General features: G+C 65.8%; 22 protein-coding genes. 7 read left to right on the forward strand and 15 right to left on the reverse strand.

Annotated features, from left to right (window positions below; genetic code table 11):
* Positions 1-157: 157 nt before the first annotated feature.
* The 4 genes from ACCQ03_RS20295 to ACCQ03_RS20310 are packed head-to-tail and all read left to right on the forward strand — an operon-like array spanning position 158 to position 4567.
* The gene (locus ACCQ03_RS20295; RefSeq protein WP_150147212.1) at positions 158-1357 is read left to right on the forward strand and encodes a beta-ketoacyl-[acyl-carrier-protein] synthase family protein; all 1200 of its coding nucleotides are present in this window, start codon (positions 158-160) and stop codon (positions 1355-1357) included.
* Positions 1357-2130, forward strand: coding sequence for a beta-ketoacyl synthase chain length factor (locus ACCQ03_RS20300; protein WP_057678312.1), 774 nt, complete (start codon positions 1357-1359; stop codon positions 2128-2130). Before ACCQ03_RS20295 ends, ACCQ03_RS20300 begins: the two co-directional genes overlap by 1 nt.
* Positions 2127-2948: a glycosyltransferase family 2 protein gene (locus ACCQ03_RS20305; RefSeq protein ID WP_039572116.1), complete on the forward strand. Its 822-nt coding sequence runs from the start codon at positions 2127-2129 to the stop codon at positions 2946-2948. Before ACCQ03_RS20300 ends, ACCQ03_RS20305 begins: the two co-directional genes overlap by 4 nt.
* Complete coding sequence (locus ACCQ03_RS20310) at positions 2945-4567, forward strand: NAD(P)/FAD-dependent oxidoreductase (RefSeq protein WP_039572115.1); 1623 nt, start codon at positions 2945-2947, stop codon at positions 4565-4567. Before ACCQ03_RS20305 ends, ACCQ03_RS20310 begins: the two co-directional genes overlap by 4 nt.
* 723 nt (positions 4568-5290) lie before the next feature.
* Here ACCQ03_RS20310 and fabG read toward each other — a convergent pair.
* Entirely contained in the window at positions 5291-6022 is a 732-nt protein-coding gene (fabG, locus tag ACCQ03_RS20315; protein WP_017156306.1) for a 3-oxoacyl-ACP reductase FabG, read from the reverse strand.
* A 206-nt stretch (positions 6023-6228) separates the two neighbouring features.
* On the opposite strand from fabG, the gene ACCQ03_RS20320 reads away from it, so the two are divergent.
* On the forward strand, positions 6229-6768 hold the full coding sequence (locus ACCQ03_RS20320; protein ID WP_022560281.1) for a hypothetical protein: 540 nt from the start codon (positions 6229-6231) through the stop codon (positions 6766-6768).
* Positions 6769-6777: 9 nt separating this feature from the next.
* On the opposite strand, the gene ACCQ03_RS20325 is transcribed toward ACCQ03_RS20320, so the two are convergent.
* The 12 genes from ACCQ03_RS20325 to xanC all read right to left on the reverse strand — a co-directional run bounded on the left by ACCQ03_RS20325 (position 6778) and on the right by xanC (position 14203).
* Positions 6778-7209 carry a hotdog family protein gene (locus tag ACCQ03_RS20325; protein WP_057680095.1) on the reverse strand — a complete coding sequence of 144 codons (432 nt, stop codon included), beginning with the start codon at positions 7207-7209 and terminating at the stop codon, positions 6778-6780.
* Positions 7196-9562 carry an MMPL family transporter gene (locus tag ACCQ03_RS20330; protein ID WP_057687095.1) on the reverse strand — a complete coding sequence of 789 codons (2367 nt, stop codon included), beginning with the start codon at positions 9560-9562 and terminating at the stop codon, positions 7196-7198. Before ACCQ03_RS20330 ends, ACCQ03_RS20325 begins: the two co-directional genes overlap by 14 nt.
* Positions 9552-9833 (reverse strand): hypothetical protein, encoded by a 282-nt coding sequence (locus ACCQ03_RS20335; protein ID WP_209228379.1) that lies wholly within the window; start codon positions 9831-9833, stop codon positions 9552-9554. The genes ACCQ03_RS20330 and ACCQ03_RS20335 overlap by 11 nt, the downstream gene beginning before the upstream one ends.
* Positions 9769-9996: a hypothetical protein gene (locus ACCQ03_RS20340; protein WP_081023068.1), complete on the reverse strand. Its 228-nt coding sequence runs from the start codon at positions 9994-9996 to the stop codon at positions 9769-9771. The genes ACCQ03_RS20335 and ACCQ03_RS20340 overlap by 65 nt, the downstream gene beginning before the upstream one ends.
* Positions 9986-10267, reverse strand: a complete 282-nt coding sequence (locus ACCQ03_RS20345; protein ID WP_209228379.1) for a hypothetical protein — start codon at positions 10265-10267, stop codon at positions 9986-9988. The genes ACCQ03_RS20340 and ACCQ03_RS20345 overlap by 11 nt, the downstream gene beginning before the upstream one ends.
* Entirely contained in the window at positions 10203-10430 is a 228-nt protein-coding gene (locus ACCQ03_RS20350; RefSeq protein ID WP_081023068.1) for a hypothetical protein, read from the reverse strand. The genes ACCQ03_RS20345 and ACCQ03_RS20350 overlap by 65 nt, the downstream gene beginning before the upstream one ends.
* A gap of 138 nt (positions 10431-10568) precedes the next feature.
* Positions 10569-11216 (reverse strand): LolA-related protein, encoded by a 648-nt coding sequence (locus ACCQ03_RS20355; protein WP_039569487.1) that lies wholly within the window; start codon positions 11214-11216, stop codon positions 10569-10571.
* On the reverse strand, positions 11140-12114 hold the full coding sequence (locus tag ACCQ03_RS20360) for a lysophospholipid acyltransferase family protein (protein WP_017156312.1): 975 nt from the start codon (positions 12112-12114) through the stop codon (positions 11140-11142). Before ACCQ03_RS20360 ends, ACCQ03_RS20355 begins: the two co-directional genes overlap by 77 nt.
* Positions 12111-12398 carry an ApeI family dehydratase gene (locus tag ACCQ03_RS20365; RefSeq protein ID WP_039569492.1) on the reverse strand — a complete coding sequence of 96 codons (288 nt, stop codon included), beginning with the start codon at positions 12396-12398 and terminating at the stop codon, positions 12111-12113. The genes ACCQ03_RS20360 and ACCQ03_RS20365 overlap by 4 nt, the downstream gene beginning before the upstream one ends.
* An 11-nt stretch (positions 12399-12409) precedes the next feature.
* Positions 12410-13159, reverse strand: coding sequence for a lysophospholipid acyltransferase family protein (locus tag ACCQ03_RS20370; protein ID WP_057680076.1), 750 nt, complete (start codon positions 13157-13159; stop codon positions 12410-12412).
* Between the two features lie 53 nt (positions 13160-13212).
* Positions 13213-13896: a COG4648 family protein gene (locus tag ACCQ03_RS20375; protein WP_162267529.1), complete on the reverse strand. Its 684-nt coding sequence runs from the start codon at positions 13894-13896 to the stop codon at positions 13213-13215.
* A gap of 37 nt (positions 13897-13933) precedes the next feature.
* Positions 13934-14203 carry a xanthomonadin biosynthesis acyl carrier protein XanC gene (xanC, locus tag ACCQ03_RS20380; RefSeq protein ID WP_005914783.1) on the reverse strand — a complete coding sequence of 90 codons (270 nt, stop codon included), beginning with the start codon at positions 14201-14203 and terminating at the stop codon, positions 13934-13936.
* A 304-nt stretch (positions 14204-14507) separates the two neighbouring features.
* Here xanC and ACCQ03_RS20385 point away from each other — a divergent pair, with 304 nt between their 5' ends.
* Positions 14508-15857, forward strand: coding sequence for an NAD(P)/FAD-dependent oxidoreductase (locus ACCQ03_RS20385; protein ID WP_057680074.1), 1350 nt, complete (start codon positions 14508-14510; stop codon positions 15855-15857).
* Entirely contained in the window at positions 15854-16861 is a 1008-nt protein-coding gene (locus tag ACCQ03_RS20390; protein WP_057680073.1) for a chorismate transformation FkbO/Hyg5 family protein, read from the forward strand. Before ACCQ03_RS20385 ends, ACCQ03_RS20390 begins: the two co-directional genes overlap by 4 nt.
* Before the next feature lie 442 nt (positions 16862-17303).
* Here the strand turns inward: ACCQ03_RS20390 and ACCQ03_RS20395 are convergent, their stop codons facing one another.
* Positions 17304-18149 (reverse strand): AbiJ-NTD4 domain-containing protein, encoded by an 846-nt coding sequence (locus ACCQ03_RS20395; RefSeq protein WP_158011198.1) that lies wholly within the window; start codon positions 18147-18149, stop codon positions 17304-17306.
* Positions 18150-18592: 443 nt separating this feature from the next.
* Positions 18593-19939: an AMP-binding protein gene (locus ACCQ03_RS20400; protein WP_170922295.1), complete on the reverse strand. Its 1347-nt coding sequence runs from the start codon at positions 19937-19939 to the stop codon at positions 18593-18595.
* Between the last annotated feature and the right edge of the window lie 136 nt (positions 19940-20075).

Here is a 20075-nt window from a genome sequence, read left to right on the forward strand (position 1 = left end):
GGCGAAAGCGCGGCCTGTGCGAAAAATCCCAGCCGCGTCAGCCACATGACGGTGACGTTCAGTTGCGCCGTCCACGGGACCCACGCGCGCCATCGATATACTGACCGCACTTTTTGCCAGCCAGACCATCGTGAGCCAAGCGCAGCATTCGTCCCAGATGGCCCCGGTTGCCGTCACCGCGTTCACTTCCACCACCGCGCTCGGTGCCGGGCTTGCCGCCCAGGCCGCCGCGTTGACCGCCCGACGCAGCGGCCTGCGTCGCAACGATTTCGGCGCGCAACCGCTGCTGCCATGCTGGGTTGGCCGCGTCGATGGCGTTGAAGACGTTGTACTGCCCGATTCCCTGCAAGCGTGGGATTGCCGCAACAACCGCCTGGCCTGGCTGGCCCTGCAGCAGGACGGGATGGCGCAGGCCGTGCAGGCCGCTGCGCAGCGCTACGGCGCCGAGCGCGTGGCGGTGATCATCGGCACCTCCACCTCCAGCATCGGCGCCAGCGAAGAAGCCTATACGCGGCTGGTCGACGACGCCGACGGCGCGCGCTTCCCCGAGGATCTGAATCGCCCGATCGTGCACACCCCGCATTCGCTGGGCGACTTCGTGCAGCACGCCACCGGCCTGCGTGGCCCGTGCGCCACCGTGGCCACGGCCTGTTCGTCCAGCGCCAAGGTGTTCGCCCAGGCGGCGCGGCTGATGGAGGCCGGCGTGATCGACGCGGCGCTGGTCGGCGGTGTGGACACCTTGTGCGGCAGCGTGCTGTTCGGCTTCAACTCGCTGCAGGTGGTGGCGCCGGAGATGTGCCAGCCGTTCGATGCACGCCGGGTCGGCCTGAGCCTGGGCGAGGCCGGCGGCTTTGCGCTGCTCGAACGCCCGGCCGCCGCACCGGATGCCGCGCTGTGGCTGTACGGCTACGGCGAATCCAGCGATGCCCACCACATGTCGGCGCCGCATCCGCAAGGGCTGGGCGCGCAGCTGGCGATGCGCGGTGCGCTCGACCGCGCCGGTCTGGAGCCGGCCGCAGTGGGTTATCTGAACCTGCACGGCACCGCCACGCCGGCCAACGACAGCGTGGAAGCCGCCGCAGTGGCTGCGATCTTCCCCGGCACCTTGCACGCCAGTTCGACCAAGGCCTGGACCGGCCACACCCTGGGCGCGGCCGGCATCGTCGAATCGGTGATCGCCCTGCTCGCGCTGCGCGACGACGTGCTGCCCGGCACGCTGAACAGCGACATCCCCGACCCGGCCTGTGGCCCGCAAATCCGCTTCGACAACGCGCATGCCCGCATCGACTACGCCATGAACAACTCCTTCGGTTTTGGCGGCAACAACTGTTCGCTGCTGTTCGGGCGGGCCCGCTGATGCTGACCGCGACCATCGAAGGAATCGGCTTCTGGACCCAGGGCCTGCCCAGCTGGGAAGCTGCCGGCGCCTTCGCGCGCGGCGGCGCGCTGCAGGACACTCCCGCCCGCCCGGCGCCGCAGCTGCTGGCTGCCAACGAACGCCGGCGTGCGCCGGACACGGTGGCGGTGTCGCTGGACGCTGCGTTGGCCGCCTGTAGCGCCGCAGGCCGCGACCCGGCCAGCCTGCCGTCGATCTTTACCTCGACCTACGGCGACCTGGCCATCTCCGACTACATGTGCACCACGCTGGCCAGCGATCCGTTGGCGATTTCGCCAACCAAGTTTCACAACTCGGTGCATAACGCCGCCGCCGGCTACTGGACCATCGGCGCCGGTGCGATGACCCCGGCCACGGCGATGAGCGCCGGCCTGGGCAGCTTCGCGCAGGGCTTGCTGGAGGCGCTGGTGCAACGCGCTGCCGGCGCGCAGGCCGTGCTGCTGGCCAGCTACGACGCCCGCTCGGTCGGGCCGCTCGGGCGCGTCGCCCCCAGCCAGGGGCTGCTGGGTAGCGCGCTGGTGCTGGGCATGCCCGGCCAGGCCGGCAAGCCGCAGTTGCAGGCACATTTGGACGACGGCGCGCCCTCGCCCGGCGCTGGCGCGCTGGCGCGCCACATCGCCGACAATGCCATGGCGCCGATGCTGCCGCTGCTGGACCTGTTGGCCGGCGATGGCGGCAGCGTGGCGCTGTATGCCGCGCCGGGCCGGGTGCTGCGCGTGGAGGTCCGGCAATGAGCCGGCAACCGCTGAGCCGGGAGGACACCGCCATCCTGGTGCCGGCCTTGAACGAGGCGCTGCGCATCCGCGAAGTGGTCACCGACGCGCTGGCCTATTGCGCGCACGTCATCGTGATCGACGACGGTTCGGACGACGGCACCGCCGAGTGCATCGCCGGCATGCCGGTCACGCTGATCCGTCACCCGCAGCGCATGGGCAAGGGCGCGGCACTGCGCAGTGGCTTTGCCGAAGCACAGCGGCTTGGCATGCGCGCGGTGATGACCATGGACGGCGATGGCCAGCACAAGGCGGCCGATTTCCCGCGCCTGCTGGCTGCCGCCAACCGCCACCCGGGCTGCGTGATCATCGGTGCGCGCATGCGCAAGCGCGCCACCCAGCCCACCATCCGCCGCATCGGCAACGATTTCGGCGACTGGGGCATTGCCTGGGGGTGCGGCTTCCGCCTGATCGACAGCCAAAGCGGACAACGGCTGTATCCGGCCTCGGTGTTCACCCTGCCAAACGTGCCCGGCGAGGGCTTCGTGTTCGAAGCGCAGCTGCTGATTTCGGCCGCACGCCAGGCTGGCGCACGCGTGGTCGCCGTGCCGATCGAGACCCGCTACGCCGGCACCTCGCCGGGCACCTTCCGCAAGAGCCACTTCCGGCTGGTGCGCGACCTGTGGAATATCACCTCGCACGTGGTCAAACAGGTGTGGGCATACGGCCATGTGTGGCGCGAATATCGCCGCGTGCGCGCCAACCCGGTGATCGTTGACGATCCCGACGGCGAATTTGCTACTGTCCCCGCGGTCACCAAGAGCAACCACTCCTCATGAATGCACAGCGCGCCGATGTCGTGATCACCGGAGGTGGCCTGGCCGGGCTGAGCCTGGCCCTGCAACTGAAGCAGCGCGATCCGGAGCTTGCCATCACCGTGCTGGAACGACGCGCGCATCCGGTCCGCGAGGCCGCGTTCAAGGTCGGCGAATCCACGGTGGAAATCGGCGCGCATTATTTCGCCGACGTGCTGGGCCTGCGCGAGCATCTGGAAACCGAGCAGATCCGCAAGTTCGGGTTCCGGTTCTTCTTCTCCGACAAGCGCGAAGACATCGACCGCTGCACCGAACTGGGCGTGAGCAAGATCCTGCCTACGCCGTCGTGGCAGATTGACCGCGGCCGCTTCGAAAATTTTCTGGGCGAACGTGCACGCGCGCAGGGCATCGCCTTCATCGACAGCTGCAGCGTCAAGGGCGTGGACCTGTCCGAAGACGACACCGACCACGCCGTGCGCTTCGAACGCGACGGCACGCCAGGCACGCTGGCTGCACGCTGGGTGGTGGATGCCAGTGGCCGTGCCGGCCTGCTCAAGCGCAAGCTCGGCCTGGCGCAGGACAACGAGCACAACGCCAATGCAGTGTGGTGGCGCGTGGAAGGCCTGATCGACCCCAACGGCTGGTCGCAGGACAGCAACTGGCTGCAACGCTGCACGCCGCCGGACCGCTGGCGTTCGACCAATCACATGTGCGGGCCGGGCTACTGGTTCTGGTTGATTCCACTGTCGTCGGGAGCGCATTCGCTGGGCATCGTCTGCGATGCAGACCTGCATCCGCTGGAGAGCATGAACACCCACGAGAAGGCGATGACCTGGCTGCGCACGCATCAGCCGCAGGTGGCCGCCACGCTCGACCAGGCCGACTACCGGCTGCAGGACTTCCTGTTCCTGCGCAACTTCTCGTACGGCTGCAAGCAGGTGTTCTCGTCGCAGCGCTGGGCACTGACCGGCGAAGCGGGCGTGTTCCTGGACCCGTTCTATTCGCCGGGCAGCGACTTCATCGCCATCTCCAACACTTACATCTGTGAATTGATCGGCCGCGACCGCGCCGGCAAGTCGCTCAGCCCGTACGTGGAGCTGTACCAGCAGCTGTATTTCTCGTTCTACGAAAACACGCTGACGCTGTATCAGGATCAGTACGCGCTGTTCGGCGACGAGCAGGTCATGCCGGTCAAGGTGATCTGGGATTACACCTACTACTGGTCGTTGCTGGCGCCGCTGTTCTGCAGCGGGCGCATCGCCCATCTCAGCTTGCTCTCGCGCATGAAGAACGACTTCCTGCACGCGCGCGACATGAACCTGGCAATGCAGCAAGTGCTGCATGCATGGGGCGTGCGCAATACCGCCCAGGGCATCGCCGCCGGCAGCGGACGGCTGCTGGACCAATACCTGATCGGCTGGTTCAACGAACTCAATGGCGCCTTGAACGACACACTCGACGATGATGCGTTTGTCGCGCGCATCCACGGCAATGTCGCGCAGATGGCAGTGCTGGCGCGCGAGATCCTGCAACAGGCACGCCAACGCTACCCCGACCTGCCCGACCACGGCCTGGATGCGCTAACGGCCGATGCCAGCGGCGAGGCGATTCTTACGGCGCCGTGGTATGCCGACGCGGCGTGAGGCTGTCGAACGCGCCAACCCTGGCGCTTTTCCCTAGAAACGCATGTTCTTGAGCGGCACGTGCTTCACGCAGGCGCGCTCTGATCATGAAGAGAAGAGGAGTCGGCGGCCGAGCCGGCATGCCTTGCTCGCAGTCGTGCATACCGACACTTTCGACTGGTGCTCGCCGGCCCACCGCAGCGCGACCTGACGCGGCATCGACACCACGGGAGAGCTACAGGGACATATTGGCAGCCTGTCCCGCCATGATGGGCAAGCAAGAACCAGCAGCAAACGCACGGCGTCGAGCGCGCGGTGCCCTCACCGCTCGCGGGACACGCCGTAAACCCGTCCATGGGGGCTCGTTGGCGGCATCCATGCCGCCAACGGTCCCGCAATCGGCAAGGACACCGCACCAAACAATTGGCTGGTGGTTTTGTTGAAAAGCGAGGACACCGCGTCGCGCGGTTTGATGCTCGCTTGTTGAAACCTGCGCGCACCAACCATCCCAACTGGTCCTTGCCCGCTCACCGTCGCGGGACCTTTGGCGGCATGGATGCCGCCAAAGAGCTTACAAGGACGTACTTGCAGCGTGTCCTGCGATGGTGAGCGGGCAAGGGCCCTGCAGCAACTCAAAGCTTCGAGTACACGGTGCTCTCAACTGCCAGCCTGGCCGTGTACTGATAGCGACCCCAAAGCAGGCCGCGTCCGACTGGCACTGCGCACTTGTTTTGTTGGTCGCCCTCAGCCCATCCCACCATTGACGCCAATCACTTGGCCATTGATGTAACCGGCCGGTTCCGAGCACAGAAAGGCGACCAGCGCGGCCACTTCATCGGGTTTGCCGACGCGGCCGGCCGGCACCAATTGCTTGATCACCTCCGGCGCAAAACTGTCGCCGACCATGTCGCTTTCGATCACGCCCGGCGCGACCACATTCACTGCAATGCCGCGGCTGGCCATTTCGCGCGAAAGCGACTTGCTGGCGCCGTGCAAGGCCGCCTTTGCGGCGGCGTAGTTGGTCTGCCCGCGATTGCCCAACACGGCCGCCACCGACGACACGCTGACGATGCGGCCCCAACGCGTGCGCGCCATCGGCAGCAGCAAGGGCTGGGTGACGTTGAAAAAACCGTGCAGCGACACGTCGATGACGCGGTGCCACTGCTCGGCATTCATGCCTGCCATCGGCGCGTCGTCATGGATGCCGGCATTGTTGACCACGATCTGGATCGGGCCAGCTTCCAGCAAACGCTCCAGCGCCGCCGCACTTGCCTGCGCGTCGGCCACATCGAAGGCCACTGCCTGTGCGCTCCCGCCATCGGCCACGATCGCGGCAACCACCTCGTCCGCACGCGTCAGGTTGCGGTTGGCGTGCACGATGACATGCCGGCCCTGCGCAGCCAGGTGCCGGCAGATCGCACCGCCAAGATCGCCGCTGCCGCCGGTAACCAGTGCGCGTCGTGCAGCTGAGTTCATAAGCCACGAACCATATGAGCAGGGAAGGAGCGTTATCGTAGACCAACCCGCCTGCGCGCAGACAGACACGTGCATCGAAGCAAGCGGCGGTGGCGCATTTTCTCGACTAGGCCGCACATCGGACAGTGGGCGCTTGAGCGCCATCGCGTCGGATTGCTAGCGTTTGGACATGCGCGATCGTGCGCGGCGACAAGGAGCGGCACCACATGAGCGCAGTGACCCTGATCGAACTGGGCAAGCAGGGCGAGGATGCGATGAACGCGTGGCTGCAGTTACATGGCTTCAGTTATGTGGCCATCTGCCAGGCGCCGGAGACCTTCGCGCCGTTGTTCGGCACAGCGGTCAAACGGCCGGATTTCCTGCTGCTGCTGGAGTCGATCGGCTTGATCGCCATCGACGTCAAGAACCGCAACAGGTACAAGAACACCTGCTACAGCCTGCCCTATGAGGATGAACTCAGACGCGCGGTGGCATTCGAGCGGCTGTTCCGCATTCCGGTCTGGTACGCCTATTTCAATCGCGAAGACGCTGGCCAGTCCTTCCATTGGATCAGCGCCTTGAAGGCACTCGAAGTCGGCGAGATCAAAACGCCGCACGATGGCAGTGCGGAATTCCTGTCGATCGGTCTGGAGCATTTCGAGCATCTGCACAGCGGCGGCGACATCGCGCGGCTGTATGCGCATCGCCTGCCCGGCGTCGGCAATCTGAGCGCGCTGATCGCGGCGAAGACACCCGTCAATCCCTGAGCGCAGGCCTCAGGCGGCGCCCAGCATCACGGTGGCGCGTCCTTCGGCAAGCAATTGCTCGCCGTGGGTCAGGCGAAAACTGTATTGCTGGCTGTCTTCGCCCTGCATCAACACCTGCGCCTGGCAGTCGATCGCATCCGGCAAGGTGTCCAGATATGCCACGTGCAATTCCACGCTACGCAGCGCGACCAGCATGCCCGGGCGTACCGGCTTGCCGGATGCGCGACCCAGCAACCCACCATGCACGGCCATGGCCTGCGCGCCGTATTCGCACAGATGCAGCGCGCGCAGGCGCCCATTGCACCGCAACGGATGGGTATCGCTGCGGTGCGCGTGACTGCGCAGCACGATGCGCTGCGCATCCCACTCGATCACCTCTTCCCACAGGCACATGCTGCCCTGGTGCGGAATCAGCGCGGCGATTGCGTCACGTCCCTGCATGCGGCTCTCCGTTCGCGGTGCGTTCCAGCGCCGGTTCGCGCGACACCAGCAAGGCCAGAATGAAATTGAACAACACGCCCAACGCCACCGTGCTGCCGATCGCACGCAAGACCGGGATACTGGAGGCGGCCAACAGCGCAAACACCAGCAGCGTCATCAGGCTGCAGACGATCAACGCATGCAGCGTACGCAGCTGGTCGGCGTGATCGTCGCCGGCGTGATCGAAGAACAGCGCGTAATCCAGGCCCAGACCGGCGGCCAGGATCAGCGCGATCAGATGGAACAGATTGAGCTCCACCCCGGTGCCGCGCAGGATCGCCAGGATCAGCACCGTGGTCAGCGCCATCGGCAGCAGCACCCGCACGATGCGGCGCGGGCTGCGCAATGCAATCGCCACGGTCACTGCCAGCAGCAATGCGGCAAGGACCAGCGCACCGAGCACGCGTCCGCGGTAGGCGGCCACCAACGATTCGGAGGCGTCCTTCAGATCCAGCAATTGCGCGCCGCTGCCTTGCACGGCGGCCGCCAACACTGCCGGATCGCGCAGGCCGGTCAAGGACACCAGCGCGATGCTGCGATCGCCACGGCCGAGCAGCAGGCCACCGACCGAGGTCGCCAGCGGCGAGCCGCTCAGATCCTTCGGCAGCAGCGGTGCGGCACGCTTGGCGGCATCCAGATCCTGCAGGAATGGCGCAAACACATCGCTCCGGAACGGCGTGGTAGCCACGGCACGCTCGGTCAACGCGCGCGCCTGCGCGGCGTCGGGCAATGCGGCCTGTCGCGCACGCTGGGTCTTGGCACTGGGCAGATAGCGTGCCGCCATGTCGTAACCGAGCAACGCACCATCGCGCACCAAGGCATCCAGGCGCGGACGCAACTGCTCGCTGGCCTGCAATGCCGCCTCATCGCTGGCTGCCGGCAGCGCCAGCACGTAACGCACATCCGGCGCGCCCAGTTCCTGACGCAGATGGGTGTCCTGCGCCAAGGCCTTGGGCGGCACCGGGGTCAGCTTGGACAGATCGTTCTGCCAGAATTGCCCCGGCGCGAACACGATCACCGCCATGCCGATCACGGCCATCACCGCCAGGCTGATGCGCGGCCTGGGCAGGCGCGCAATGCCGCGCCACAGCACCGCCAGCAGGCGCGAGTCCGCGTAATCGCGCGGGGCCGGGTCGATCAAGGCCGGCAACAGCCAGCGCGTGGTGACCGCAGCAGTGGCAAGGCCGGCGATGGTGAACACCGCCAGCTGCCGCAGGCCGTCCACGCCGGAAAACAGGAAGGTCACATAGGCAATGCAGGTGGAGACCACGCCGGTGGCCAGCGTCGGCCACAGATGCCGTGCGTTCTCGCGCGGATCCAGACCGGGGCGCTGATGACTGAACAGGTGGATCGGGTAATCCTGCACCACGCCGATCAGCGTGAAGCCGAATGCCACGGTGATGCCGTGCACGCCGTCGAACAGCAGCGCCACCGCACCCAGGCCGGCCAGACCGGCGCTGGCCAGCGGCAGCACGCCAAGCACCGGAATCTTCCAGCTGCGGTAGGCCACCAGCAGCAGCAGCACCAGGCCGACCGTATCCAGCGTGCCGATCCACTGCGCCTCGCCCTGCGTGCGCGCGGTGATTTCCACGGCGAATGCGCCCGGCCCGGTCAGCGTCAGCCGAGTGGCGGTGCCTTTGCTGACCTTCGCGAACGCCGCTTGCACGGCGTCGTAGGCCAGTTGCTGGCCGGTGGGGTCGAAGCCTGCCGCGCGGGTCTGCACGATCAACAGTGCCGACGTGCCGGCGCGATCGAACCACACGTCATTGCGCGTGCGCGGCATCGCCGCCGGCTGCAGGGTTTCGGCCAGATGCAGGATTTCCATCGTGGGGTCGCGCGGCAGCAATGGCTCCACCATGGCCGCCGCCGGCGAGCCCAGATCCTGCACGCGCGCCTGCAACGCCGCTTCCAGCGTCGGCGCGTCGAGCGGGGTCTTGTCGAAGCTGTCGCTGAGCAGATAGCGGTACGGCAGCAAGCGCTTGGGAATCGCCTCCAACCCGGCATTGCCGCCATTGCTGACCAGTTCGAACAGCTCCGGCTGCGCGGACAGCGCTTGGTGCAGTTGCTGCGACTGCTCGGCCAAGGTGACCGGATCGTTGTTGGACAACGCCATCAGCAGCAACCGCGATCCAGGGCCTTCGCCAAGTTCTTCGATCAGCAATTTTTGCGCCGGCGTGCGCGGGGCGGGCATGAACTTGCGCAGATCGCCAGTGACCTTGAGCGTCTCGCTCAACCAGAATCCGGCCACCGCCAGCAACGCCAGCCACAGCAGCGCCAGGCCGATGCGGCGGTTTGCGTTCAATTCAAGCGCCATGGAATGGATGTCCTGCTGCAGCGGCCGAACGCTCACCGGCCGCGCGCGCGGCATCGGGCTGCAACGACGCGTCGTTTTTTCTGAGGGCGGGCATGAACTTGCGCAGATCGCCGGTGACCTTGAGCGTCTCGCTCAACCAGAATCCGGCCACCGCCAGCAACGCCAGCCACAGCAGCGCCAGGCCGATGCGGCGGTTTGCGTTCAATTCAAGCGCCATGGAATGGATGTCCTGCGGCAGCGGCCGAACGCCCACCGGCCGCGCGCGCGGCATCGGGCTGCAACGACGCGTCGTTTTTGCTGAGGGCGGGCATGAACTTGCGCAGATCGCCAGTGACCTTGAGCGTCTCGCTCAACCAGAATCCGGCCACCGCCAGCAACGCCAGCCACAGCAGCGCCAGGCCGATGCGGCGGTTTGCGTTCAATTCAAGCGCCATGGAATGGATGTCCTGCTGCAGCGGCCGAACGCTCACCGGCCGCGCGCGCGGCATCGGGCTGCAACGACGCGTCGTTTTTTCTGAGGGCGGGCATGAACTTGCGCAGATCGCCGGTGACCTTGAGCGTCTCGCTCAACCAGAATCCGGCCACCGCCAGCAACGCCAGCCACAGCAGCGCCAGGCCGATGCGGCGGTTTGCGTTCAATTCAAGCGCCATGGAATGGATGTCCTGCGGCAGCGGCCGAACGCCCACCGGCCGCGCGCGCGGCATCGGGCTGCAACGACGCGTCGTTTTTGCTGAGGGCGGGCATGAACTTGCGCAGATCGCCAGTGACCTTGAGCGTCTCGCTCAACCAGAATCCGGCCACCGCCAGCAACGCCAGCCACAGCAGCGCCAAGCCGATGCGGCGGTTTGCGTTCAATTCAAGCGCCATGGGATGCATGTCCTGCGGCAGCGGCCGAACGCCCACCGGCCGCGCGCGCGGCATCGGGCGTTATCGGCGATGTGCGCTTTTCCGCGGCGAATGCTGTGATGTTTCTGGAGACGACCGGCGCAACCATCCAGCGCGCGGTCACGCGCCCGAACCGTGGCAGAGCGTGGTCAGCGCGGCGGCATCGGTCACGCCGGCAGCCGCGCGCGCGGCACTGCCCAGCAGCGTGCGCTGCATGTCGCCCTTGGCTGGCACGCTTTCGATACACCGCAGTTCGTCGTTGCGTCCGTACAGCCGCAACGCGTGCACCTGCTTGGCCACGGCAGCGTCCTTGGGCTGCAGCGTGAGTTGCCAGGCCTGCGGCTGGCCCTGGCCACTCACACTGTAGTGCTGTTCCAGCAGCGCGCGGTCGCCGGACAGCAACGCGCCGAAGCCGGACTTCAAGCCGGCCAGCTCGGGCACGCGGCTCAACGAGAAACGGCGTGGCGATTTGCCTTCGCGTTCCAGCACGCCTTCGTCGCCGGTCAGCGTGGTGGTTTCGTGATACGGCGCACTGACCTCGCGCACCAGCGTCTGGGCGTCCGGGCGGCGGTAGTGGCCCTCCACGCGCAATGGCGTCTTCAGCAAGGCCGAGCCGCGCAATTCGACGAATTCGGTGCTGACCGGTGCGGGGCGCGCCAGGCGCTGCAGCACCTGCCCGACGTCCAGCGTCTCAGGCGGTGCGGCGCATAGCGGTGCGGCGCTGAACAGCAGTATCAGCATCCACGGCAGGGTGCGGCACATCGGCATGGTGGGTGTTCCAGAAATCGTAGAAGTTGAACCAGTTGTACGGCGCGTAGCAGGTGTAATGTTCCAGCCTGGCAGCGTAATCGCGCATGAGTACCGCAAGCACCGGGGCGCGCTGACGACGCGGCACGTCCAATCCTTCGCTGAAGGTTTCGAACGCAAGCTCGTAGTGATTGCCGCCGTGATACAGGCCGAACGCCAGCACCACCGGCACCTTGAGCGCAGCGGCGATCAGCCACGGCGAAGTCGGGAACATCGCATTGCGACCAAGGAACATCGCCGGCAGCGCCGGGTCGCCTTCGCGCGGGCGATCGATCAGCAGCGCCACCAGCGCACCGGCATCGGTGGCTTCCTTGATCGCCATGACGATCGAGGTCGCGTCCATGCCGGCATCGATGATGTTGGCGGCCAGCTGCGGGTTGAGCGCCCCCAGCAGGTCGGTCATGGCGCGGTTGTGCGCCTTGTCCAGCACCACCTTGACCTGCACGTCCGGGCGCTCGGTGGCCAGCACGCGCAGCGCATCGAAGCTGCCCAGGTGCGAGCCGAAGATCAGCACGCCGCGGCCGCGATCCATTTGCGTGTGCAGTTGATCCAGGCCGGTGATGTCCACGCGGAAGCGCTGCATCTGCCCGCACAGCATGTACACCCGGTCCAGGATGGTCGAGGCGAAGGTGTGGATGTGCCGCGCCACATCGCGCAGCGTGGCCGGGCGGCCCAGCACCCGCCCCAGATAGGCACGCGAGGCGGCGCGCTCTGGGCCACGCACCAGCAGGAAGTACAGGGTGATCGGGTACAGCAGCGCACGCCCCACCGCACGTCCGGCGTGCCGGGCGATGCCGCGAATCAGCCACAACGCAAAGCGCCCGCCACCTTCCGGACGCTGTTTCCAGTGCTTGCTCATGCCGCTGCCTCGGCCACCAGTTCGCCGCTGACCAGCAACGCCTCGTCGCGTTGCACGCGAAAGCGCCAGCGCGGTCCATCGCCTTCCAGCGTGACCGAGGCGGTCTGGCCGGGCAGCAAGGGCTGCACGAATTTCACCTGCGGCAGGCGCATGGCCGCGCGCGGACCATGCAGGGCTTCCACCGCCTGCAGCACATGGTCGAGCACGACCACGCCAGGCACCACGGGACGGCCCGGGAAATGTCCGGGCAGGCAGGGATGATCATGCGGCACAACGAAATCCATAAGCGCAGAACTCAGATCCTGGGTTGAAGCATTGCAGCCACGGCCTTGTGTGCCTGCTCGGTCAATTGTTGGCGATCGGGCGCATCCGGCCCGGTCACCGCGATCGGCGCACCGATCCGCACGCGGATGATGCCCGGCCTCACCCTGAACAGGCCATCGATCGGCAAGACCTTGCCGCAGCCATCCAGCGCCACCGGAACCACCTGCACGCCAGCATCGATAGCGGCCTGCAGTAGCCCGGCCTTGAATGGCAATAATGCGCCGGTGCGGCTGCGGGTGCCTTCGGGAAACAGACACAACTGTTTGCCCTCGCGCAGCAGTGCGGCAGCCTGGCGCCGCACCAGTGCCCCTGCCCTGCGGCTGTCGCGGTCCAGAAACAGCATGCCGGCGGCGCGCGCATACCAGTTCACGAACGGCACCTTGCGCATTTCCTGCTTGAGCAAAAAGCGCAGCGGCACCGGCAAGGCATGGAACAGCGCACAGATGTCGATGATCGACTGGTGGTTGCTCACGAACAGATAGTTCTTGGACCAATCCACCCGCTCGCGTCCTTCCACGATGACGGTGGCGCCCGCGCCACGGAACAGCACCGGCGCCCACATCCAGCTGCCCATGCGCAGCAGGCGGTCGGCATCGCGGGTGATCGCCAGCACCACCAATGCATAGACGATGCCGCCAGCGGTAAAGGCCAGCGTGAACGCCAATTGCAACAGGTTGAACACAGCCCACGCCAGGCGCGACGGCATCCTTGCCAACGGCATTTTTGTCTTGTCCCCGAAAATATGCACGTCCGTCGCTGCCCCAGGCCACGCACTCAGCGCAGCAGATCGCGCCAGAAATCCGGCCCGAGCCGCGCCATCTGACGCAAGAAGTCTGGCAGATTACGATAGGGGCGCTGTGGAAACCAGCGACCACGCAATAGATATTCCCCAACGAAGAAGCCGCCAATCACGCCATAGGCAAGCAGATTGGCGAACAACGAGGCGCGCGCGTCGCTGATCGGCAGCGGCGAGGCATGCCCCAGCTGCGCGAGCACGCCGCTGGGCTCGGCGCACAGACCCAGCACCAGATTGGCCAGGGTCAGGCCGCACAGCAGCACGGCCCAGGCCAGCGTGAGGCGGCGCGTATAGCGGCGTTGTTCGGGCGTGATCAGCATGCCGGCCTGGCCGTACAGGCCTTCAACAATGCGCGTGATCAGTGGCGTGCTTCCGGCGCGCAGGCTGCGCCCGAAAAACCAGGCCACCCAACCGGTAAACACCACTGGCGGCGCCGCCAGCACCAACATCGCGTAGGGCGAATGCCACAGCGCACCCAGCCCGGCAAGCAGCAGCAGCGCCAACGCCCAGGCCCAGGGCCGGCGCGCAACCATCGGTTCGATCAACACCATCAGCACCAGCAAACCACCGGCGATGACGGCCAATTCCGGTCGATGACTGGCATTGGCCCAATGCGCCAACGGCGAATACGCCACCGCCAGCAGAACGCCCAGCCCCAGCACCCACGCGGGTGCGTCGGGGGATGGCGCAGTTGGCAGGTCAGACGGTCTTGTTGGCTTGGACATGCGCCGACAGTGCGCGCAGCGACGCGAAGATGCGACGGTTTTCGTCGTTGTCAGAGCGCAGCTGGAAGCCGTAGCGCTTGCTGATCGCCAGCGCCAGTTCCAGCGCGTCGATCGAGTCCAGCCCCAGCCCGGTATTGAACAACGGCGCCTCCGGATCGATGTCGGCGGGTTGGACGTCCTCCAGGTTCAGACTTTCGACCAGGAGTTCGGCCAGTTCACGTTCGGCAGCGGTTTGCGAGGACATCCAGGATTTCCACAGGTCAGGGTCGGGCAACATGAGTGAGAACAAGCAAGAGCAGCGCGGGCGGCCATCGGCATGCATGAGCGTCGCGTCGGGCCGTAGTGTACGTTGCCGCCGCTGCCAATCCGAGCATCTGCCGCGCAGCCTGGCCGGCGCCTGCGCCTGCTGCCGGTCGTTCTTCACCGATGAATCGGCGCGCCGCAAGCTGGGCGGGCCGCCGGTCAGGCTATCATGACTGCTTGACGCTCGCCCGCCGCAGGTTCGTTCCAGGATGACTTCCACCGCTGTTCGCCCCACCCCGACCGCCATGCCGGCAGCCGGGCCGGCTCCCGGACCGGAGTGTCCGGATGTCCTGATCGTCGGCGGCGGCCCGGCTGGCTGCACCGCGGCCATCGCACTTGCCGAGCTCGGTTGGTCCGTGACCCTGCTCGAGAAGGCGCAGCACCCGCGCTTTCATATCGGCGAGTCCTTGCTGCCGATGAACATGCCGATTCTGGAGCGCCTGGGCGTGCTGGAAGAGGTGCGCGCCATCGGCGTGCTGAAGCGTGGGGCAGATTTTCCCAACGACAGCGGCGGCTACAACACGTTCCGTTTCTCCCACGCGCTCGATGCCAAGGCCGACTTCGCCTTTCAGGTGCCGCGTGCGCAATTCGACCACGTGCTGTTCCAGCGTGCGCGTGCGGTGGGGGTGGATGCACGCGAGCAGGTCTGCGTGGAGCAAGTCCTGTTCGAGGGCGGACGACCGGTGCTGCAGGCACGCACGGCAGATGGTGGCGTGCAGCAGTTCCGCCCGCGCTATCTGCTCGATGCCAGCGGCCGCGACACCTTTCTGGGCAACCGCCTCAAGCTCAAACGCGCCAATGCAAAGCATCAGTCGGCCGCGGTGTTCAGCCATTTCCGCGGCGTGACACGACGCCCGGGCGAGGATGCCGGCAACATCAGCATCTACCGGCATGCGCACGGCTGGATGTGGCTGATTCCGCTGCCGGACGACATCATGAGCGTGGGCGCGGTCTGCTACCCGGACTACATGAAGACCCGCAAGGGCGACAGCGAGGGCTTCTTGATGCGCACGCTGGCGCTCAACGCCGAGCTCAACGCGCGCATGCTTGGGGCCGAGCGCGTGGCACCGGTGCATGCCACCGGCAATTACGCCTACGAATGCACGCGCATGGCCGGGCCGCGCTGGTTGATGCTGGGCGATGCCTACACCTTCGTCGACCCGATGTTTTCCTCTGGCGTATTCCTGGCCATGCACAGCGCCGAACGCGGCGCGGCGATGGTGGATGCGGCACTGCGCGCACCGCACTCGGAGGCGAAACTGCAGCGCGAGCTGCAGCGCGAACTCACACGCGGCGTGGATGAATTCAAGTGGTTCATCTACCGCTTCACCTCGCCCACCATGCGCGCCTTGTTCGCGCACCCGCAAAACACCTGGCAGGTGGAACAGGCAGTGGTGGCGATGCTGGCCGGCGATGTGTTCGACGCCCCCAAAGTCCGCATCCGCCTGCGCGCCTTTCGCGCCCTGTACGCACTCACCACCTTGTCGATGATGCCGCGCGCCTGGCAGTCGTGGCGCCATCGCCGACGTCAGGCCAAGCTCGGCTTCGACGGCGACACCTTGCAACGCGACACGCAACAACGAGACGCTCAATGACCGCTTCCCAGGCCCAGACCACGCACGCCGTGCGCCATCCCCGGCTGCAGGTCGACTATGTCGACCAGGCCGACCCTGCCGTGCTGCTGGCCGACCCGCAGGTGCTGGCCGCGTTCGGCTTCGGCGATGCGGCGCCGCGCCTGCACGACCCGCGCTATCTGCGCGTGCCGCTGCAGCCGTACCAGGCCAGCGTGCTGGAAGTGTGGCGCACCGATGCGCAGGTAAGCAGCGGCCGCGAGGGCAACATCGCCTGGTCCAGCGATGGGCACCTGCAGTTCGGCGTGATCGAGATCGACGAGCAGGATGTGGATATCGAAGAAGCCGCCGCCAGGGCGTACGCGGAAATCACCGCCTTCGTCAGCAACGGCCAGACGCCACGGTTGCTGCGGATCTGGAATTACCTCGACGCCATCACCCTGGGGAGCGGCGATCGGGAACGTTACCGGCAATTCTGCGTGGGCCGTGCACGCGGGTTGGGCGCATTCGACACCGCGCAATTGCCGGCCGCCACCGCCGTGGGCCGTTGCGATGCCGAGCGCATCATCCAGATCTACTGGCTGGCCGCCGCCAATGCCGGCACGCCGCTGGAAAACCCGCGCCAGGTCAGTGCCTACCACTACCCGCGTCAGTACGGCCCGCAGCCACCCAGTTTCGCCCGTGCCATGCTGCCGCCGGCCGGCAGCGACATGCCGCTGCTGCTGTCGGGCACCGCTGCGGTGGTGGGCCACGCCTCGATGCATACCGGCCAATTGCTGGCGCAGCTGGAAGAAACCTTCGCCAATTTCGATGCGCTGCTCGGTGCCGCGCGTCAGCATGCGCCTGCGTTACCCGCGCAGTTCGGCGCCGGCACGCGCCTGAAAGTCTATGTGCGCGAACACGACGACCTGCCCAGGGTTGCGCAGGCACTGGATGCGCGCTTCGGCGATGCGGTCCCGCGCCTGCTGCTGCACGCGGTGATCTGCCGCGATGAGCTGGCGGTGGAGATCGATGGTGTGCATGGCTGACTGATGCCGTGCGTGCGGAGGCCGCAGCCCGGGACGACCTGCGAGCCGCTATCCACTGACATGCGCATTGCCGTATGCGGCATGCGCCAGGCAGAGACGATCATCATTGCGCCAGATGCTGATCTATCTCGTCGCCGACCATGCCGGGCCCAGGCACTGGCCGGCGATATCTCCCGGTCTGATCGTGTGCGCTTTCGGCAAGACCACGTTCTCAAGGAGGCAAAGTGCTTGCTCTGGCAATCCTCCTGGCCGCCGCGCCTGCCACAACGCAGATATTGCAGGCAACGTCGCGACCAAGGGCTCGGTCCCCAGGTCGGACATTTCATGATGGCACAAGCACTCAATGCTCAACCCAAGGCCGTATACACGACTGCAACCGATCCGCTTCGCCCATCAACGATCACGCTGTGCGCTATTGCAATGTGAGTCCATACATGAGTTGTTAACTGACAGCCGTGGAACGTGATTCTTCGATCAAATAGTTTGCAAAAGCTGTGCAGGCAACGAGCATGAACTTTGAGTCTGCGAATGTGAGTGACGGTTCGTCGAGCATTGCGTGACGAATGCCGCTGGAATCTGAGGTATACCCGTATAGCTTGGATAGAGCAGATTTTAGCGCCGGATGAAGTAGCCCCTTATCTTCTAGCGGCTTGAGGGCTTGGCCAAGTGTTGCGGATGGATCTTTGGTCAGTTCTTTGCAGATCGCCTCGACACCGCTTATTGACTCTTTGATCGAGTTTCTATGGTCCGGAGCTTTTCGGTCGGACAGCATTTGGAGAGCAAGCTTGAAATGCGCAGTCGCGCCAGCATTCACAGCTGGATTGCCAAGGGCCTGCTGGATGCTTTCTATCTCTTCCGAGTTTGTTATGGGAGTCACTTTCCAATCAACTATTCGGTAACCGGAAATGTGCTCTTGGAGGACGACGTTAGCAAATTTCGTCAGCGCCTTGGCGAGATCGTCAGGTGCATAGGTAACGCAGAACTCAAGCAGGTCGTAACATTCATTCCAATCGCAGCCGAAATGGAATTGGCGCACTTGTTCGACAGCATCACCTATATAGTCAGGCGCTTTGTCGATAGGGAGGTTGAAGAAGCGATGCCACAGTTGAAAGATCAGCATTTCAACATTTGATCCCGACACGTGTCCGTACCGCACAAGATTCTTCGCCTTTGACCATACGCATAAATGCAGGGCATCCCACAGGGCATTTCTTAACGGAGTGTCCATTCCGTCAGCCTGGATTAGTTCCCTAATGGGCTTCAGGCCCATGCGCTGTGAAAACGACATTTTTTCCCCTGTCAGGTAACGCTTGAATTAAACCGAGTTGCGAAGCACCTTCGGCTTGAATGAGTTGTAGGCCAGTGAGTGGCCGCGAAGGTTGGATGGTGCAACTATGCTCCCCAGCACTGCCGCCTGGGCCGAGTTTGCCACAGCTTGCGAGATGGAGCTTGCCCAGCGACGCCCCCGTGCGGGGTGCCAACAAAGCCAATGCAATGAGCGCAGCACGGCAATGACGTACAAGTGCGAAGCAACGAACTTACCGCAACCCAGCAACGGTAATGACCACTCCCCCGAAGCCGACCGCATGCATGCCATCGAACCGACCGAAGTAGGACCCACCAACTGAATTGCTCCACCGCAGCCTATCTCTGCGCCCACCCAGCGCCTGACCAGTGAGCCATCCGCTCACCCGGCCGGCGTGAGCGACCTGCAGACGGGCTTACCCAGCCTCACTCACCCTTGAGCAGTCCCAGCACCACATCGCGCGGCAGTTTGCCGGTTTCATTGCGTGGCAATGCCGCGACTTTGCGCAGGCGGCGCGGCAGGAACACCGGATCCACGCTGACGCGCAGTGCGGCCAGCACCTGGGCTTCGTCCAGGGTGGGCGCGACCACCAGCGCGGCGATGCGGCCGACCGCTTGGCCGGGATCGGGCACGAGTTGCACGATGGTGCCGTCGACCACGCCGGGAATGGCGAGCAGACGCCGGGTGAGGTCGGCCAGCGATGCGCGTTTTCCGGCAATTTCCAGCAGATCGGCCTGACGGCCGCGCACCTGGAAACGGCCGTCGTCGGCCACGTCCATCATGTCGGCCAGCAGCACCGGCGTGGCCAGATGCGGCGCATGCACCAGCGTGCCTGCGGCCTGCGTTTCCAGGCGTACGCCGGGCAAGGGCGTCCACGCCGCTTCCAATGCGGTGCGACGCACAGCGAACACGCAGGTTTCGGTGGAGCCGAACATCTCGCGCACTTCACCGCCGAAACGCGCTTCAGCCGCAACGGCGATTTCCGGAGCCAGCGGTGCAGTGGCCGACACGATGCCAGCCAGCGGCGGCAATGCGACACCGGATTCGACCAACGCACGCAGATGCACCGGCGTGGTCACCAAGACACGCGGCGCGGGAATATCTGCCAGCGCACGCACCACATCGTCCGGAAAGAACGGGCGCCCGGCGTGTACTGCCAGGGTGGTCACCATCGGCAGCAGCACCGACAACTCCATGCCATACATGTGCTGCGGCGGCACCGTGGCGACCACGTGCGGCACGGCGTCGGTGTGCGCCCACAGGCTTTCCAGCGCGACCAGGTCCTGGCGCGTGCTGGTCAAGAAACTGCCCCACGTCTTGGGATTGGGTTGCGGGCTGCCAGTGCTGCCGGAGGTGAAACCGATCGCCACCAGTGCGTCGTCGGCCAGTTGCGGAATCGGGCCCTTGGCCTGCGGCAATTCGGCCGGCAGCTGCCAATACCGCGGCGGCGCGAGCTCCAAGTCCAGATCGCCCAGGCAATACGCATCGGCGTGGCGCGCCTGTACTTCGCCCACCACCGCCGGTGCGCGCGACGATGGCAGCAGCGACACCTGCCCGCGCAGCGCACACGCGTAGAACGCCACCATGAACCGGTAGCGGTCCTCGCACAGATTTACCGCATGACGACCTTCGGGCAGCTGCTGCGCCAGCCCGTGCACATGCGCGATGAAGGTGGCCAGATCGACCGACTGCCCCGCGCGCCAGGCCAGCGGCCGGTCGAGCGCACCAACAGCCATCGGATGGGACATAGCGGGAGCAGGCTGGCTGGACATGAAAACCGACGGTCGCAAAAGCGCGCTAGCTTGGCCGCCACCCGCGCTGCTGGCAAGTCGGGAGGTTCCCGCTGCAAGCCGCATCGATCGGCGCGAGCGCCTGGCAATTGGGCGGCCGGCGCAGTTGCGTGTGCGG

The sequence above is a fragment of the Xanthomonas sp. NCPPB 3569 genome, assembly GCF_041475645.2.
Classification (GTDB): domain Bacteria; phylum Pseudomonadota; class Gammaproteobacteria; order Xanthomonadales; family Xanthomonadaceae; genus Xanthomonas; species Xanthomonas phaseoli.

Coding starts and splice junctions, on each gene's coding strand:
- ACCQ03_RS20340 (WP_081023068.1), bottom strand. CDS start 9,996: ATGGCGCTTGAATTGAACGCAAACCGCCGCATCGGCCTGGCGCTGCTG.
- ACCQ03_RS20330 (WP_057687095.1), bottom strand. CDS start 9,562: ATGGCGCTTGAATTGAACGCAAACCGCCGCATCGGCCTGGCGCTGCTG.
- ACCQ03_RS20350 (WP_081023068.1), bottom strand. CDS start 10,430: ATGGCGCTTGAATTGAACGCAAACCGCCGCATCGGCTTGGCGCTGCTG.
- ACCQ03_RS20320 (WP_022560281.1), top strand. CDS start 6,229: ATGAGCGCAGTGACCCTGATCGAACTGGGCAAGCAGGGCGAGGATGCG.
- xanC (WP_005914783.1), bottom strand. CDS start 14,203: ATGTCCTCGCAAACCGCTGCCGAACGTGAACTGGCCGAACTCCTGGTC.
- ACCQ03_RS20395 (WP_158011198.1), bottom strand. CDS start 18,149: ATGTCGTTTTCACAGCGCATGGGCCTGAAGCCCATTAGGGAACTAATC.
- ACCQ03_RS20355 (WP_039569487.1), bottom strand. CDS start 11,216: ATGCCGATGTGCCGCACCCTGCCGTGGATGCTGATACTGCTGTTCAGC.
- ACCQ03_RS20365 (WP_039569492.1), bottom strand. CDS start 12,398: ATGGATTTCGTTGTGCCGCATGATCATCCCTGCCTGCCCGGACATTTC.
- ACCQ03_RS20305 (WP_039572116.1), top strand. CDS start 2,127: ATGAGCCGGCAACCGCTGAGCCGGGAGGACACCGCCATCCTGGTGCCG.
- ACCQ03_RS20345 (WP_209228379.1), bottom strand. CDS start 10,267: ATGCCGCGCGCGCGGCCGGTGGGCGTTCGGCCGCTGCCGCAGGACATC.
- ACCQ03_RS20300 (WP_057678312.1), top strand. CDS start 1,357: ATGCTGACCGCGACCATCGAAGGAATCGGCTTCTGGACCCAGGGCCTG.
- ACCQ03_RS20370 (WP_057680076.1), bottom strand. CDS start 13,159: ATGCCGTTGGCAAGGATGCCGTCGCGCCTGGCGTGGGCTGTGTTCAAC.
- ACCQ03_RS20295 (WP_150147212.1), top strand. CDS start 158: ATGGCCCCGGTTGCCGTCACCGCGTTCACTTCCACCACCGCGCTCGGT.
- ACCQ03_RS20325 (WP_057680095.1), bottom strand. CDS start 7,209: ATGCAGGGACGTGACGCAATCGCCGCGCTGATTCCGCACCAGGGCAGC.
- ACCQ03_RS20390 (WP_057680073.1), top strand. CDS start 15,854: ATGACCGCTTCCCAGGCCCAGACCACGCACGCCGTGCGCCATCCCCGG.
- ACCQ03_RS20310 (WP_039572115.1), top strand. CDS start 2,945: ATGAATGCACAGCGCGCCGATGTCGTGATCACCGGAGGTGGCCTGGCC.
- ACCQ03_RS20400 (WP_170922295.1), bottom strand. CDS start 19,939: ATGTCCAGCCAGCCTGCTCCCGCTATGTCCCATCCGATGGCTGTTGGT.
- ACCQ03_RS20385 (WP_057680074.1), top strand. CDS start 14,508: ATGCCGGCAGCCGGGCCGGCTCCCGGACCGGAGTGTCCGGATGTCCTG.
- fabG (WP_017156306.1), bottom strand. CDS start 6,022: ATGAACTCAGCTGCACGACGCGCACTGGTTACCGGCGGCAGCGGCGAT.
- ACCQ03_RS20360 (WP_017156312.1), bottom strand. CDS start 12,114: ATGAGCAAGCACTGGAAACAGCGTCCGGAAGGTGGCGGGCGCTTTGCG.
- ACCQ03_RS20335 (WP_209228379.1), bottom strand. CDS start 9,833: ATGCCGCGCGCGCGGCCGGTGGGCGTTCGGCCGCTGCCGCAGGACATC.